The sequence below is a fragment of the Porphyromonas sp. KLE 1280 genome (assembly GCF_000700805.1).
GTDB classification, from domain to species: Bacteria; Bacteroidota; Bacteroidia; order Bacteroidales; family Porphyromonadaceae; genus Porphyromonas; species Porphyromonas pasteri.
Map to the genome: position 1 here is coordinate 231,207 of NZ_KL362964.1, position 14,757 is coordinate 245,963.

A 14,757-nucleotide genomic window follows, 5' to 3' on the forward strand; every position below is an offset into this window, starting at 1 on the left:
GGTCACGACGCGAAGCAATATAGGTCGCATAGGGGGACCTATATTGGTCCGAGCAGTGACCTATATAGGTTGATTTGCCCGCCTCGTGCAGTCGCTCGGGAGTGTGCCGTATGACCTTGTGCTGGAGACTGCCGTAGAGCTTGCTTCATCCCCCTGCTTCCTCCAGCTCTCTGCCTGCTTTGCAACCATACAAAAATGACTAACTTTGTCCTCTGATATGCATTTGTATCTCGCTACGAGATGCACTCCCCACATCACAGACAACAACTATATAAGTACAATGAATAAAGTAAGCTATGCCCTCGGGCTGAGCATCGGCCAGAACTTCCGCGCCTCTGGCTTCGATGAGATCAATCTGGAAGACTTCCTCGCTGGTGTACGTGACGTACTCGAAGGCGCTGAGCCTCAGATGACCTACGACGAAGCTAAGGTCGTCATCAATGACTACTTCCAGGAAGTACGTCGCAAGGCCGTCGAGCAGAACAAGGAAGCAGGCGAAGAATTCCTCAAGATCAACGGCCACAAGACGGGTGTCGTCACCCTGCCCAGCGGTCTGCAGTACGAGGTCATCAAGATGGGTGACGGTCCCAAGCCCGAGCTCACCGATACGGTCGAGTGCCACTACCACGGTACGCTGATCAATGGTCAGGTCTTCGATAGCTCGATGGACCGTGGCCAGACGGCTAAGTTCCCCCTGCAGGGCGTCATCAAGGGTTGGACGGAGATCCTCCAGCTTATGCCCGTAGGCTCGAAGTGGAAGGTCACGATCCCCTCGGATCTTGCCTATGGCGACCGCGGTGCAGGTGAGATGATCCAGCCTGGTAGCACGCTCATCTTCATCATCGAGCTCATCGCTATCGTCGGTAAGTAAGGGATGAAGCAGCTTACCAAGCACCTCGCCCTGTCGGCAGGCCTTCTCGTCGCACTCGCCTCCTGCTCGCCCAAGCTGAGCAAGCAGAAGAGTGCTGCTCTCACTACCCGTCAGGATAGTGTCGCCTATGCCTTCGGCGTCCTCAATGGGCAGGCCTTCTCCGAAGTCCTCTCCCATATGCCTGGCGATACGCTGAGCCGTCAGCAGATCCTTGCTGCCTTCGGTGACGTCCTCCTTGGGCACTCTACGAAGGTCTCGGCATCCGCTGCTAAGGCGATCTTCGACGAGTATGCAGCGGGTCTGCAGCAGGCCGAGACACGTCGCACGGCAGCTTCGGCTGACTCCGTCCTCGCAGCCAACAAGGCTAAGGAGGGTGTGAAGGTCACCGAGAGCGGTCTGCAGTACCGCGTGCTACGTGCTACGCAGGGCGTCCGCCCTATGGCACAGGATACGGTCGTCGTCCACTACAAGGGGACGCTTCCCTCGGGGAAGGAGTTCGACAGCTCCTACAAGCGTGGTGAGCCCGCCGTCTTCCCCCTCTCTCAGGTCATCGCTGGCTGGACGGAAGGTATCTGTCTGATGACGAAGGGCTCGAAGTATGAGTTCCTCATCCCTGCCTCCCTCGCCTATGGCGATCGTGGTGTCAGCGGTGTCATCCCAGCTGGCTCGCCCCTCTTCTTCGAGGTCGAGCTGATCGACGTGCGTCCCTTCAAGGCTGCTCCCTCGAGCGAAGAACACGTCTCAGAGGCTTCCTCCTCTACTACCCCCAAGGCTGCTAAGCCTCGCAAGGCAGTCAAGCGTAAAAAGTAACAACAGAATATCAATCCAATATCTATCAAAAGAAAAATGAAAAAGATCTCAATGCTCCTGGCTGCTTCAGCTATGGCTCTCGGTATCTTCTCTTGCTCTAAGAGTGGCTCTGCTGACCTTAAGGATGGTGCTGATAGCGTATCTTTCGCTGTCGGTTTCGGTAATGCTACCGAGCTCGTCAACGCTATCCAGGGCGCAAAGGCTCAGGGTGAAAACGTAGACTCTGCACTCTTCTTCAAGGGCTTCGAAGAAGGCTTCAACAGCGACACGACCAAGCTGTGGTACTACGTCGGTCAGATGCAGGGCGTCCAGGCTGCAATGCGCTTCAAGGACGACTCTACGCTGAAGAAGGCTGCCTTCATGGCTGGCTTCAAGAAGGCGCTCGGCCTCGACTCTGCTGCTCGTGCTAAGCAGGCTGACAGCCTCGGCGCTATCGCTCAGTCCTACTATGAAAAGAAGCAGGAAGTAGAGCGTGCTAAGTACGAAGCTGAAATGGAAAAGCAGATGGAAGAGCAGTACGGTGAGAACAAGAAGAAGGGTGCTGAATTCATCGCTAACTTCAAGAAGGAAGCTGGCGTGAAGACGACTGCTTCTGGTCTGGCTTACCAGGTCCTCAAGGAAGGTAACGGTGCTACGCCTAAGGCTACGGATATGGTCCAGGTGAACTATGTCGGTAAGCTCATCGATGGTACGGTCTTCGACGAATCAAAGGGTACGCCTGCTGAGTTCCGCGTTGACCAGGTCATCAAGGGTTGGACGGAAATGCTTCAGCTGATGAAGGTCGGTGAAAAGGTCAAGGTCGTCATCCCTCAGGAGCTGGCTTATGGTGCTCGCTTCGCTGGTGAAAAGATCCCTCCTTTCAGCACGCTGGTCTTCGAAATCGAGCTGCTGAAGGTCTCTGCTGCCAGCGCTGCACAGCCCGACTCTCTCTAAGCTATCGGCGCCTCCCCGCGCTAATCACTTATCTCCCCATGTGGCTGCACTCCTCGAGCGAGGAGTGCAGCCACATGGCTTTTTTTATGCTACCTTATCTCGGCTGTGTTCCTACTGATTATAGATCCTTGTCTGTAACGATTGATTTCTCTACTTTTATGTGTGTAAATCCTTCCCGTAAGGACTTTCCTAGATACTAGACACCCCATGACATTAGACAAGCTGAAGAATATCATACAATCAAGCCACATCAACTTCTTATTTGGAGCTGGGCTTTCACTTCCCTACCTGAAAGCTTTGGGTAACATTGAGACGTGGCTAACAGAATGTGCGACGATTGAGAATGAGAGCGTAAGGAAAATCACCGAGGATAATCTAAAGATTACCTATGTGGAAGGTGTCATGAAGCCTTGTCTCGACGCCATCTCTATGGATGAGAAGCCTGAAAAGCTCCAGAAAGTAGAGTCTGCCTATCAAGACTTCCTGAAGATCTGGAATCATATCATCTCTCGCCGAGGTAGTACTCTCTTGAGTAAGCAAGTCAATATCTTCACGACCAATATAGATCCATTGCTTGAGGGGGTGGCTGAAGATCTGGGGATAGAGTTCAATAATGGCTTCAAGGGCGTGATGAGACCTGTCTTTCGAGAAGAAGCGTTCAGTACGATAGTTTCTAAGGTGAGTCCACTCTATCAGCGAACCTCGGAGCTACCTACATTCAACTATCTGAAGATGCACGGCTCGGTTAACTGGCGGCATAAGGAGAATAGTGCTGAAATATTCTATGATGGGAGTTTGGATACATTGAAGAAAGTCGTCGGTTGTATCAAGGAGTATCCAGACCAATTTCAGGTTATAAAGCGACGACAGGATGAACTTGATAAGGAGAACGAAGGAAAGGATGATGCCCAAAAAAGGGAGCTGCAGTTTGATGATCTAGTGAACGCTGTGGGATATGCTATTGGTAAATCCCAGTCTGTGCCTGTAGAGGAAAGTGCTGTAGAGAAAGAAATACCTACCGAACCTCTGAGCATCGACCCTGCCTCTGATAAGCTGATGCGATCATTCCGAGAGGCATACGATGAGTTAGTGATGATTAACCCGAGAAAGGCAAAGTTCAGAGAGACGGTCTTGGACTTGCATTTCTATGAGCTGATGCGCTTGTATGCAAATGCATTAGAGAAGCCGACTACCTGCCTCTTTGCAATGGGCTTTTCCTTTGCCGATGAGCATATAGCTCAGATCACGCGTCGAGCGGCATCATCTAACCCAACTCTACTCATCATTATCTTTGCCTATGATGATGGGGCAAAGGAAGCTATACAGCAATGTATAGGAGAGAGCAACCATAAGAATATCATTATCCTATCGCCATCAAAGTTTAAAAAGGATCAAGATTTGTTAGATCAAGAGGCCTGTAAAGAGTTGGATGTGTTCGATTTGGCATCTATTAATAAGTATGTCTTTGGACAGATCAGGAATCGTATCAATTGAATATGGGGAAATCTACAATGGATCACGACGATTATCTACTTAAGAAATCGATCTTTCGTATTGGGGAGGTCTCCAGTGTCGATGGTAGAGAAATCTCCGTTCGTGTCGATCAGGAGAAGAATCGTTCGCACATCCTCTACCGGGGAGAGCTACTGTCTAATGTGTCCGTGGGTGGATATGTCAAGCTCATCAAGGGATTCAATAGCCTGATCGGTAAGATCGAGAAAGAGTATATCAAAGAAGATAAGTCGACTTCCCAATCTCCTGAGTATACTCAGCCTGAAGAGCGGTTCATTCGTTTCCTATCGGTTAAGATGCTTGGCTACTTCTCGGGGGATAAGTATCGTAAGGGGATCAAGGAGCTTCCCTTAATAGGTAATGAATGCGTACTCTTAGATTTAGACGAGTATAAGAAGATTCATAGCTTTGCTCAAGAGAAAAAGTCTACGATACGCTTAGGCTCGTTGATGACTGATGAGCGTGTCTCCATTGACATATCAGTTGATCGACTCTTTGCAAGCCATATCGGCATCTTTGGGAATACGGGGAGCGGTAAGAGTCATACATTAGCCACGCTCTACAAGAACCTATTCCAAAAGTTTGGAAATCAAATGAAATTCCAAGAGAATGCACGTTTTATCCTTTTTGATTTCAATGGAGAGTATGCCAATGCAACCACTATAACTCCTCTCAAGAAGGTATATAATCTATCCACTAAAAGCGATCAGGCTGATAAGATTCAGCTGTTGTCAGAGGATATCCTTACACCAGAACTCTTCTTTATCCTTGCAAGTGCCACAGAGAAGACACAACAACCTTTCATCCGGAGGGCATTGAAGCTATATGGAAAGGCACAAGAAGCACGGGATCCCTTGGAATATACCAAGGGTATTCTTAAGAATAAGTTGAAGCAAATTCTCAAATTAGGCAATTGGGGGCTTGCTGATTTAACCTTAGGGTATATGGAAAGTATATTAGATCATCAGGATGATCTTCGTTCTAATTTAGGATGGTTTTCATCTACTCCTTGTTTCTATATTGACAGAGTACAACCTTCAAAACGCGTTTATGCGGATAACCCGAGCGAATTTGATCTTGCTATCCCTGAAACGAAGTTCTACCAAGCGCTAGAAGCAATGACAGTGGATAAGGACTTTATTTCGTGGATTACCAAGTTCCTATACATTCAACTGATTGATGATGTATTGTCAAATCGTGCGCAGAATGAGCATGTCGCTCCTGCGATCAATAAGCTGAAAAGCTTGACTAAGGAGTTCTCGAAGGTATTTTCTATTCCGACTGATATAGGCAATACTAGTCTCTGGGAGGAGGGAAAGCCTTTAGCGGTGATCAATATGGATAAGGTGTCTACCTCTATGAAGAAGCTAATCCCGCTACTTCTATCATATAAGTACTACCAAGAGCATAAGGATAAGAAATTAGCAGAGGTCACGAGCTCGCTTAACATTATCATCGACGAAGCCCACAACATATTATCGTATGATTCCACGCGAGAGAACCAGGAGTGGAAGGACTTCAGATTGGAAACATTTGAGGAGATCATCAAGGAGGGACGTAAGTTTGGGGTCTTCCTGACTATCGCTAGTCAGCGGCCTTCGGACATATCAGCGACGATTATTTCTCAGCTCCACAATTACCTCATCCATCGTCTGATCAACAATCGGGATCTAGAGATGGTGGAGAAGGCAATTGCCTATCTTGATAAGATCTCAATAGAGTCGCTCCCGATATTACCTGCTGGAGCTTGTGTGCTCTCGGGTATCGTAGCCGACCTTCCCCTGATCTTGCAGGTCGATCGTCTCAGCGAGGAGGAGCAACCCGAAAGTCAGACCATCGCCCTCACAGAATCATGGCTAGATAAGTCTACCGAGGAGGGAGAGCAGACTACGGAAGAGGAAGGGGAGCCGACCGACTATAGAAGATAAAGATCATACTATGGCAGAGGAAGACCTGACTACGGCTGATGCTAGACCCTTCGACCCAGATGACCTTCCTTTTTAGCTGAGCTTGACACTCGATCATAGGGTGACGATCCCTCACGGATGGGGTAGTTGCTCTTGCTTTATGAGGAGGAAAATTCGGAGCTAGATATTCTTAAAGTTTGTAGGTTAAGAAAATAATACTACCTTTGCAGTGCAAAAAGATAGCGCGGAGTGGAGCAGTGGTAGCTCGTTGGGCTCATAACCCAAAGGTCGTAGGTTCGAATCCTGCCTCCGCAACAAAGATGATCAGCCCGAGCTGATACCAGAGCCTCCCCTGAATCCCAGTGGAGGCTCTTCTTATTCATACTACACTTACTATTTTCTTCACCTCTCACGGTAATTATGGCCCAATCGAAACCTTGTCCTCTGCGTGAGGATATCGACAAGGAGCGTCTCTTGGACTTCTTATTGCGCTACGCGACGACACAGACAAGTGTCGGCGTGCAGACCAATCGTATCGTGGTCAATACGACGCGTATCGCCCACGCCTATGGCTACGAGCCGACGATCATGACCTTCCAGCGCAACATGACGATGACACTTAGCCCTGTCCTGGGCGATGGTCGTCACTCTTATCGTCCGCTGGATGCGCATCCTGTATCTGGGATGCTGCAGCATAGACATGGCCCTCTGAACTTCTTCTTCAATGCAGAGCTGAGCCGTCTGTCTTGGTACACCTACGACAATCACCCAAGTCTCGACGAACTCGAAGAGCGCTTCCAGAAGATCCTCAACACGCCGCCGATGAATCGCTGGCTTGTGCTCTATCTGATCAGCCAGGCAAACATGGCCTTCTGCCTGCTCTTCGGTGGCGATCTGATGTCGGGGCTCTTCGTCTTCCTCGGTACGTTCTGCGGCTTCCTCCTGCGTCAGGAGCTGAATCGCCGTCACGTCTATCACTATCTGACGGTAGTCCTCTCGGCCTTCGTCGCTTCCTTCGTCGTCGGTCTCGGTGCGAAGTTCGGCTACGAAGAGTTTCCTAAGATTGCCCTTAGTGCCAGTGTGCTTTACCTTATCCCTGGTGTCCCCTTCATCAATGGTATGATGGATATCCTCGATGGCTATGTCCTCAACGGCATCTCGCGCCTCCTGACAGCGGTGATGATCGTCGTGAGCATCACCGTAGGCCTCTCAGTCACGCTGATGTCCCTTGGTCTCTCGCTCCTCTAACCTCTCATCACCATCGCAATCGTATAGGACTACGCTACTATGGACTTCCTCCTTATCCTTGAGAAAGGCTTTTTCGCCGCCATCGCTGCCTTGGGCTTCGCCGCCGTTGGTAATCCTTCTAAGGCGGCCTTCCGATATGTCCCCATGATCGCTTTCTGTGGGAATGCCCTGCGCTTCACGCTGATGACGTATGCGGGTATGAATATCGCTATCGCCACATTCTTCGCAGCAGTCTTTGCTGGCTTCATCGCTGTGGGCTTTGCCTATCATGCGCGCTACCCGATCGAAGTCTTTGCCTTCCCCGCCCTTTTGCCTATGATCCCAGGTCAGTTCGCCTACCGCGCTATCTTGGGCACGATTCGCTTCATGGAGTCGACGCAGGAGGTGGCGCAGGAGCAGTATCTGCCAGGCATCATCTCGAATGGTATCACGGCACTGCTGACGATGTTCGCCCTCGGTGTGGGCGTCGCCATTCCGCTATTCATGTGCTACCAGGTCTCCTTCCGCATGACGCGCGGCGCGGCGAAGTAGCAAGAAGGCACGGCTTTTTCGAAGGCCTTCTTCACTCACCTATATAAGTACAGAGAGAAAGGTATATACCCTTCTGCCGAAAGTAATATAACTTCCGAGGAAAAGTAATATAAGTTTTGCCGAAAAGTAATATTACTTTTGAGTGAAAGTAATATAACATTCGGCTGAAAGTAATATAACATTTGGGACCATCGTCTGGAAGCGCGCCCGAGGGCATGCTGAATCGGTGGTCCCAAGCTATTCGATGTATATGGATTTATTGCACTTTACCCCCATCACAGCAGCTTCGAGAGAGGAGATAACGGCTTATACGCTCGCCAGCCAGTCACGTATCTGTGATCTCGCGTTCGCCAATCTTTTCGGCTGGGCTGTGAAGTATGAGACGAGCTACGCCATAGCTGACGACACGCTCTTCATTCGCTTCACCTCGCCTGTGCGCTCGCATCCGGCGTACTTGATCCCTATTCGTCGGGGTGGGGGCTGTGGCTCGGATGCGCTGGATCGGCTACGTCACGAGGCCGATGCAGGTGGTTATCCGCTCGTCGTGATGGGGATCACGGCGCATTGTCGGGAGCATCTCGAGGAGCTTTGCCCTGGCGCCTTCACCTTCCTCGAAGACGAAGGCGCGGCGGACTACATTTATCTCCGAGAGCGTCTGGTCAGTCTCTCGGGGAAGGCGCTGCAGTCGAAGCGTAATCACGTCAATAAGTTCGAGAAGCTCTACCCTGATTTCAGCTATGAGCCCATCACGGGAGCCAACGCGCTGGAGTGCCTTGAGGTCGAGAAAGCCTGGCTACAGCAGCACGGCAGCGAAGACCAAGGCGAGGACAAGGAGCAGGAGGTCATCCTGCGTCTCCTCTCTTCCTTCGACGAACTGCAGCTCTCGGGTGGCATCCTGCGTGTCGGCGGGCAGATCGTCGCCTTCACTATCGGTTCGCCCATCAATGAGACGACCTTCGGTGTGCACATCGAGAAGGCCAACCGTGACTATGATGGCGCCTTCACGGTGATCAATAAGCTCTTCGCTTCGACGATCCCCGAGCGCTACACCTATGTGAATCGTGAGGAGGACTTAGGTATCGAGGGGCTCCGTAAGGCTAAGCTCTCCTACAAGCCTGATATCATCCTGCAGAAGATCGCTGCAGTCCTGCGCCATGAATGCCCCACTGAGCCCTAAGGCACAGGATGCCTATCGCCTTTGGCAGCTCTGCTTCGGGGATACGGATGCCTTCCTCTCATCGTACTTTAGTGAGGTCTACCGTGACGATAGCACGCTTGTCGGCTACACCGAGGGCGTAGCAACGATGCACCTACAGTATCTCCCCGTAGAGCTTTCTTCGGGTGGCGAGCGCCTACCCGTGAGCTATGTCGTGGCGGTATGTACGCATCCCGACTACGCTGGACGTGGCTTGATGAAGGAGACACTGAAGGAAGCCCTGCGTCTGGCGCAAGAGCGGGGCGATGCCGCTTCACTTCTCTTGCCTGCTGAGGATTGGCTCTTCGACTACTATGCGAAGGCTGTGGGCTATGCTCCCATTCCTGTCGCCGTGACGACAGCTTCCCTTGACGCCGTGCTCTCTGAGTCCGATCCCGAATGTGAGGGGGCGACGCTCGTCGAATACCTCACTGCTGTGGAGCGCGCAAGCAAGGCGCCACAGCTCCTGCATACTCCTGCACTCTGGCGTGTAGTGACCGAAGACTATCCGACCAGTGAGGGCTATGTGCTTCGTGAGCATCGTACGGCAGAGGGTAAGGTCAATGGCGCACTCTTCTACGTAGAGCGTGAGGACGAAGTCGTTGTACAGGCTGTCTACGGAAGCTCTGTGGTGCGAGAAGTCTTGCTTCAAGAGCCATCCCATTCGGCGAAGAAGGTGAGCTATTATCTTCGTCCCGAGGGAGGACGAGGGGTAGGGGAGGAGCGACGGGGAATGATTCGCCTCCTCGATCCACTACGCTTCTTGCAGCATCTCGCTACGCTTCATCCCGACCTTAGAGGTGCTTGGGCTTATAGTGACGAGCTTTTCCCTGCGCTGGATGGGCTCTACATAGTCGAGGGTGGGGTAGTGCGTCGCACGGCTTACCCTACTTCGGATGCCTATCCTAAGTGTCGCACGACGGCGGAGCTATTTGCTCAGCTTGGGAAGTCCCTTGGCGAGGAGCTGAGCTATTCGCTGCGCCTCTTCTTCGAGGCGGTATAATTCGGCTATAAAAGAGATAAGGGCTGTACCACCCAGCAGGTGGTACAGCCCTTATGCTATTTCCGGCTATCGGATATGGAGCTTAGAGCAGCCCTTCGATAGACTTCTTCAGAGTGTCCTTGCTCTGAGCGCCGACCTTCTTCTCTACGACTTCACCGCCCTTGACGAAGATGATCGTAGGGATGTTGCGTACACCGAAGCGGTTGGGAAGCTCGGGATCCTGGTCGACGTCGCACTTACCGATGACGACCTTACCTTCGTATTCCTTTGCGAGCTCTTCGATGATGGGAGCCACCATCAGGCAGGGGCCGCACCAAGTGGCACCGAAGTCGAGGACTACGGGCTGGTCGCCGGCGATGAGCGTGTCGAAGTTCTGGCTGTTGATTTCTAATGCCATGATTGTTTCCTTTCTTTCTTATAGGTGAGACTAATATTATTACTTGCTACTTAGCTGTCATCTCGATGCCGTACTGACGGCAGAAGTCGAGGAGGATAGGTGTCGGAGCTACCGTACCTTGGTCATAGGTGAGCTCGACATCATTGCGCCCCGTACCATCCGAGAGTCTTATTGATAACATAGCAGATCCGCTATTGTTCGATATGATATCTCCGAGCTCGCTGATGATGCTCTGATTGACGATGCGTACATCGATGTTCAGATGGATGCTGGAGATGATTCGGTCGATGACATCACTCAGCAGGCTCACACGCTGGATATTCAGCTCCAGCTCTTCGCCGTAGCGACGCTTCTGGATGACCCCTTCGACGAAGACGAAGAGCCCCTTCTGGCAGTACTGCGAGTAGCTCACATAGTTCCCACTAAATAACGGAATCGTACACGAGCCTTGTGTATCCTCGATCGTGATGCGAGCATAGGGGTCGCCACGCTTGGTCGTGCCGATAAAGACGTTTGACACCATACCGCCGAAGGAGACTTGACGCCCTTCGCCGAGAGCCTCTGGGTCATTCATCATCTGCGCATTGACGGGGCAGTAGCACTCGAGGAGTACGCGGTAGGGGTCAAGCGGATTGCCTGAGAGGTAGAGCCCGACCAGCTCACGCTCCTTATTGAGACGCTCCATATCCGAGAGCTCGACGAAGTGCGTCGGAGGCGTGGGGCGGGGGATCTGCAGGGCTTCGTCATCGCCTCCGAAGAGGGAAGATTCATTGAGGCTCTGCTCGGCTTGGCTGACCTGGGCGAAGCGCACGAGGGCGGAGAGGAAGGAGTCATCGTTCCCCGTCTCCATCGGAGCGCTGTAGATCTCACGCGGCAGGCCGAAGCTATCGAAGGCGCCGGAGAAGATCAAGCTCTCGAGTGTCTTCTTATTGACGATGCTCATGGGCACGCGCTCGAAGAAGTCATAGACATTCTCGAAGGGCCCATGCTCCTCGCGCTCACGGATGATCATCTCGACCGCTGAGCTACCTACGCCCTTGATGGCATTGAGCCCGAAGCGGATGTTGCCGTCTTGGTTCACGGAGAACTTGAAGTCGGATTCATTGATATCTGGCGTGAGTACGCGGATGCCCATGGTACGGCACTCGTCCATGAGCTTGATGATTTCGGAGATGTTGTTGAGGTTGCGGCTCAGCGCACCAGCCATGTACTCTGCGGGGTAGTTCGCCTTGAGGTACGCCGTCTGATAGGCGACCCAGCTGTAGCAGGTAGCATGGCTCTTGTTGAAGGCGTAGCTGGCGAACTTTGCCCAGTCGGCCCAGATCTTCTCCAGCGTGTCCTCCTTGTAGCCCTTCTTCGTGCCACCAGCGAGGAACTTCACCTTCAGCTCCGCCATCTTATCGGCGAGCTTCTTACCCATCGCCTTACGCAAGCCGTCAGACTCTCCACGCGTGAAGTCGGCGATCTCACGGGAGAGTAGCATCACCTGCTCCTGATAGACGGTGATACCATAGGTGTCCTTGAGGTATCGCTCCATGCAGGGCAGGTCGTAGGTGATGGGCTTACGGCCGTGCTTACGGTCGATGAAGTCGGGGATGTAGTCCATAGGCCCTGGACGATAGAGGGCGTTCATCGCGATGAGGTCCTCGAAGGTCGAGGGCTTCAGCTCGCGCAGGTACTTCTGCATCCCAGCGGATTCGAACTGGAAGGTCCCGACGGTCTTCCCCTCGGTGTAGAGCTCGTAGGTCTTGGTATCATCGATGGGGATCTTGTCGATGTCGATCTCGATACCGCGGCTCTTCTTGATGTTCAGCAGGGCTTCCTTGATGACCGAGAGGGTCTTGAGCCCGAGGAAGTCCATCTTGATCAGCCCCGTAGACTCGATGACCGAGCCTTCGTACTGCGTCACGAGCATGCTCTCGCCCGTGGCCTTATCCTCGGCGGTGCTCAAGGGGACGACGTCGCTGATATCCATCTTCCCGATGATGATACCGCAGGCATGTACGCCCGTACTGCGGATATTCCCCTCGAGCATCTGAGCGTACTTCAGCGTATCGTGGAGTAGGGGGTCGGGGCTAAGGGAAGCCTGCTTGAGCTCGGGGACGTAGTCGAGAGAAGCGCCTATGGTGACGTTCTTCACGTTGGGGATCTTGTCGGGGATGAGCTTCGTGAGGCGGTCACTCTCTGAGAGGGGGAGGCGCTGTACGCGTGCGACGTCCTTGATGGCACTCTTGGCGGCCATCGTGCCATAGGTGACGATATGGGCTACACGCTCGTAGCCGTACTTCTCCGTGACCCAGTGGAGCACGTCCGCACGCCCGTCATCGTCAAAGTCCACGTCGATATCAGGCATGGAGATACGGTCGGGGTTGAGGAAGCGCTCGAAGAGGAGGTCATAGCGGATGGGGTCGATGTCGGTGATGCCGAGGCAGTAGGCTACGGCAGATCCTGCGGCCGATCCACGCCCAGGGCCCACGAAGACGCCCATATCACGGGCGGCAGCGATGAAGTCCTGCACGATGAGGAAGTACCCAGGGAAGCCCATACCAGAGATGACGCCCAGCTCAAAGTCGATACGCTCACGCACCTCCTCGGTGATACCCTCTTCGCCGTACTTACGTCGGGCACCCTCGTAGGTCAGATGACGGAGGTATTCGTCGGCATCGGCGAACTGCTCGGGGATAGGGAAGTCTGGCATGAGAGGATCGTTCTCGATGCTGTAGAGCTCGACCTTATCGCAGATCTCCTTCGTCGTGGCGAGCACTTCGGGTAGGTCGGCGAAGAGCTCGTTCATCTCTGCTGTCGTCTTCAGCCACTCTTGCTTGCTGTAGCGCATGCGTCGGGGGTCGTTGAGATCCTTACCTGTGCTGAGACAGATGAGACGGTCGTGCGCCTCGGCATCCTCTTCGTTGAGGAAGTGGACGTCGTTGGTAGCGATGACCTTCACACCATGCTTCTTACCCAGCTCGAGGAGGACAGCATTGACCTGCTGCTGCTTCTCGTAGGTCTCTTGGTTGCCGAGCGGGTTGTCGGTCTTGTGACGCTGTAGCTCGAGGTAGAAGTCATCACCGAAGAGCCCCTTGAACCACTCGATGCTCTTCTCCGCCTCATCGATATTGCCGTACATGATGTGCTGGGGGATCTCCCCACCGAGGCAGGCCGAGGAGGCGATGATGCCCTCATGGTGGGCCTCCAGCAGCTCCTTGTCGATACGTGGGCGGTAGTAGTAGCCGTCGATCCACGAGCGCGAGACCATCTTGATGAGGTTCTTGTAGCCCGTGAGATCCTTCGCTAAGAGGACTAAGTGCCAGCCACTATTGTCCACGGATTGGTTGGGGCGATAGGGGTTGGGGACGTTAGCGTCCTTCTTGAAGCGCGAGCGACGGGCGCAATAGACTTCGCAGCCGAGGATGGGCTTGAAGAGAGGCTTGGCTTCGGCCGCCTGCAGCTGTTCTCGCAGCTCGCTCAGCTTGGCTTCGTCCTCTGCACTACGCTCCTCCTGCTCCTCGAGGGCCTTGATCTGCTTCTTGAGATCCTTGCGCTCGCGAAGCAGGGGGCCGTTCTTCTTATTGACGTAGTCAAAGAACTCCTTGATGCCGAACATAGCTCCGTGGTCCGTGAGGGCAATGCCAGGCATGCCGTCGGCCATAGCTTTGTCGACAAGGCCTTTGATCGAGGCCTGGCCGTCAAGGAGGGAGAACTGTGAGTGTACGTGGAGGTGTACGAAAGGCTGCATAATGACTGAAAATGAATGGATTGCGAGGGCGGCTTCCTCTGCAGTGTGGTACAAAGTTACCGCAAATAGCTCAGAATTCTGTGCCTCGAGAGGAGAAAAAATGTCCCTCCCGAGAGCTCGATCATTGTAGTGCTTTGAGGCCTAAATCAATACGCGGAAAACTTACGCTTCGCGGAGGAAAAACTCGTTTCTCCACGACTAAAGGCTATCATCCCGTAGTCCTAAACTTCCGACCACATACGTAGTCCTAAAATCTACGTGCGTAGACTTTAGGTTTTACGTGCGTAGTCCTTACGTCCACGTACGTAGACGAAGGTATAGCTGTATGACTTCGAGGAAATAGCACCTTAAGCACGAGCGAATAATACCGGTGGTCGGCGATTATTTGCAAATAGCGTGCACGAAACAGGTGTGGTGGTCTGTCGGTGCAGGAGTACTCGGGCTGTCGAAATACCTTTGCAAAGTGCGTCGCGACTGAAACGGGAGGGTGACGATAAAAGAAGTAGGTCACTCACATGATACTCGGTGAGTATCGGTGAGTGACCTACGCTTGGGGGAGCCACGAGCAGATTAAGTGAAAACTCCGAAAAACAGGATTTGAGATCCCCGCCCCC

The 14,757-nt window shown here is 52.9% G+C and carries 11 protein-coding genes and 1 tRNA gene; 10 read left to right on the top strand and 2 right to left on the bottom strand.

What is annotated here, in order from left to right:
* The first annotated feature begins 217 nt into the window (after positions 1-217).
* From HMPREF1121_RS06175 to HMPREF1121_RS06220, 10 genes are all read left to right on the top strand, one after another.
* On the top strand, positions 218-871 hold the full coding sequence (locus HMPREF1121_RS06175) for an FKBP-type peptidyl-prolyl cis-trans isomerase (protein WP_084151985.1): 654 nt from the start codon (positions 218-220) through the stop codon (positions 869-871).
* Between the two features lie 3 nt (positions 872-874).
* Positions 875-1,681 carry an FKBP-type peptidyl-prolyl cis-trans isomerase gene (locus HMPREF1121_RS06180; RefSeq protein ID WP_044115363.1) on the top strand — a complete coding sequence of 269 codons (807 nt, stop codon included), beginning with the start codon at positions 875-877 and terminating at the stop codon, positions 1,679-1,681.
* Positions 1,682-1,717: 36 nt separating this feature from the next.
* Positions 1,718-2,614: an FKBP-type peptidyl-prolyl cis-trans isomerase gene (locus tag HMPREF1121_RS06185; RefSeq protein WP_044115365.1), complete on the top strand. Its 897-nt coding sequence runs from the start codon at positions 1,718-1,720 to the stop codon at positions 2,612-2,614.
* Positions 2,615-2,821: 207 nt separating this feature from the next.
* Entirely contained in the window at positions 2,822-4,108 is a 1,287-nt protein-coding gene (locus HMPREF1121_RS06190) for a hypothetical protein (RefSeq protein WP_044115367.1), read from the top strand.
* A 17-nt stretch (positions 4,109-4,125) separates the two neighbouring features.
* The gene (locus tag HMPREF1121_RS06195; RefSeq protein ID WP_232223749.1) at positions 4,126-6,054 is read left to right on the top strand and encodes an ATP-binding protein; all 1,929 of its coding nucleotides are present in this window, start codon (positions 4,126-4,128) and stop codon (positions 6,052-6,054) included.
* Between the two features lie 222 nt (positions 6,055-6,276).
* A tRNA-Met gene (locus HMPREF1121_RS06200) sits at positions 6,277-6,348 on the top strand.
* A gap of 105 nt (positions 6,349-6,453) precedes the next feature.
* On the top strand, positions 6,454-7,281 hold the full coding sequence (locus tag HMPREF1121_RS06205) for a threonine/serine exporter family protein (RefSeq protein WP_044115370.1): 828 nt from the start codon (positions 6,454-6,456) through the stop codon (positions 7,279-7,281).
* Positions 7,282-7,320: 39 nt separating this feature from the next.
* Positions 7,321-7,812: a threonine/serine exporter family protein gene (locus HMPREF1121_RS06210; RefSeq protein WP_044115371.1), complete on the top strand. Its 492-nt coding sequence runs from the start codon at positions 7,321-7,323 to the stop codon at positions 7,810-7,812.
* 250 nt (positions 7,813-8,062) lie between these two features.
* On the top strand, positions 8,063-8,989 hold the full coding sequence (locus HMPREF1121_RS06215) for a DUF2156 domain-containing protein (RefSeq protein ID WP_044115419.1): 927 nt from the start codon (positions 8,063-8,065) through the stop codon (positions 8,987-8,989).
* The gene (locus tag HMPREF1121_RS06220) at positions 8,967-10,010 is read left to right on the top strand and encodes a GNAT family N-acetyltransferase (protein ID WP_044115373.1); all 1,044 of its coding nucleotides are present in this window, start codon (positions 8,967-8,969) and stop codon (positions 10,008-10,010) included. The genes HMPREF1121_RS06215 and HMPREF1121_RS06220 overlap by 23 nt, the downstream gene beginning before the upstream one ends.
* A gap of 82 nt (positions 10,011-10,092) precedes the next feature.
* Here HMPREF1121_RS06220 and trxA read toward each other — a convergent pair whose 3' ends face one another.
* Positions 10,093-10,407: a thioredoxin gene (gene trxA, locus HMPREF1121_RS06225; protein ID WP_044115374.1), complete on the bottom strand. Its 315-nt coding sequence runs from the start codon at positions 10,405-10,407 to the stop codon at positions 10,093-10,095.
* 46 nt (positions 10,408-10,453) lie between these two features.
* Entirely contained in the window at positions 10,454-14,143 is a 3,690-nt protein-coding gene (dnaE, locus tag HMPREF1121_RS06230; protein ID WP_044115375.1) for a DNA polymerase III subunit alpha, read from the bottom strand.
* Positions 14,144-14,757: the final 614 nt, after the last annotated feature.

Bases quoted from the DNA above. Each gene is read 5' to 3' on its own strand.
- HMPREF1121_RS06215 (WP_044115419.1), top strand. From the start codon at position 8,063: ATGGATTTATTGCACTTTACCCCCATCACAGCAGCTTCGAGAGAGGAG.
- trxA (WP_044115374.1), bottom strand. From the start codon at position 10,407: ATGGCATTAGAAATCAACAGCCAGAACTTCGACACGCTCATCGCCGGC.
- HMPREF1121_RS06220 (WP_044115373.1), top strand. From the start codon at position 8,967: ATGAATGCCCCACTGAGCCCTAAGGCACAGGATGCCTATCGCCTTTGG.
- HMPREF1121_RS06185 (WP_044115365.1), top strand. From the start codon at position 1,718: ATGAAAAAGATCTCAATGCTCCTGGCTGCTTCAGCTATGGCTCTCGGT.
- HMPREF1121_RS06175 (WP_084151985.1), top strand. From the start codon at position 218: ATGCATTTGTATCTCGCTACGAGATGCACTCCCCACATCACAGACAAC.
- HMPREF1121_RS06195 (WP_232223749.1), top strand. From the start codon at position 4,126: ATGGATCACGACGATTATCTACTTAAGAAATCGATCTTTCGTATTGGG.
- HMPREF1121_RS06190 (WP_044115367.1), top strand. From the start codon at position 2,822: ATGACATTAGACAAGCTGAAGAATATCATACAATCAAGCCACATCAAC.
- HMPREF1121_RS06210 (WP_044115371.1), top strand. From the start codon at position 7,321: ATGGACTTCCTCCTTATCCTTGAGAAAGGCTTTTTCGCCGCCATCGCT.
- dnaE (WP_044115375.1), bottom strand. From the start codon at position 14,143: ATGCAGCCTTTCGTACACCTCCACGTACACTCACAGTTCTCCCTCCTT.
- HMPREF1121_RS06180 (WP_044115363.1), top strand. From the start codon at position 875: ATGAAGCAGCTTACCAAGCACCTCGCCCTGTCGGCAGGCCTTCTCGTC.
- HMPREF1121_RS06205 (WP_044115370.1), top strand. From the start codon at position 6,454: ATGGCCCAATCGAAACCTTGTCCTCTGCGTGAGGATATCGACAAGGAG.